At 78.4% G+C, this 393-nt stretch carries 1 protein-coding gene; it reads left to right on the forward strand.

The window, feature by feature from the left end; genetic code table 11:
• Window positions 1-127: 127 nt before the first annotated feature.
• On the forward strand, window positions 128-393 hold a 266-nt coding region (locus JHD62_RS22730; protein ID WP_233161157.1), incomplete at its 3' end, for a hypothetical protein.

A 393-nucleotide genomic window follows, 5' to 3' on the forward strand; every position in this document is an offset into this window, starting at 1 on the left:
CCCCCCCCCCCCCCCCCCCCCCCCCCCCCCCCCCCCCCCCCCCCCCCCCCCCCCCCCCCCCCCCCCCTCACCCCCCCCGCCCCCCCCCGCCCACAACACATCTTACTGTTCGTCGGCAGCGTCAGATGTGTATAAGAGCCAGGGCGACAACCGTGGCCCGCGCCCGGCTGGCGACAACCGTGGCCCGCGTCCGGCTGGTGACAACCGTGGCCCGCGTCCGGCTGCTGCCGCTGCACCGGGAGCCCCGGAGGCTGTCTCTTATACACATCTCCGAGCCCACGAGACGAACGCGATAATCGCGTATGCCGTCTGGTGGTGGAAAAGGGGGGGGGGGGGGGGGGGGGGGGGGGGGGGGGGGGGGGGGGGGGGGGGGGGGGGGGGGGGGGGGGGGGG

The organism is Aquitalea sp. ASV11, assembly GCF_016429185.1.
Classification (GTDB): domain Bacteria; phylum Pseudomonadota; class Gammaproteobacteria; order Burkholderiales; family Chromobacteriaceae; genus Aquitalea; species Aquitalea pelogenes.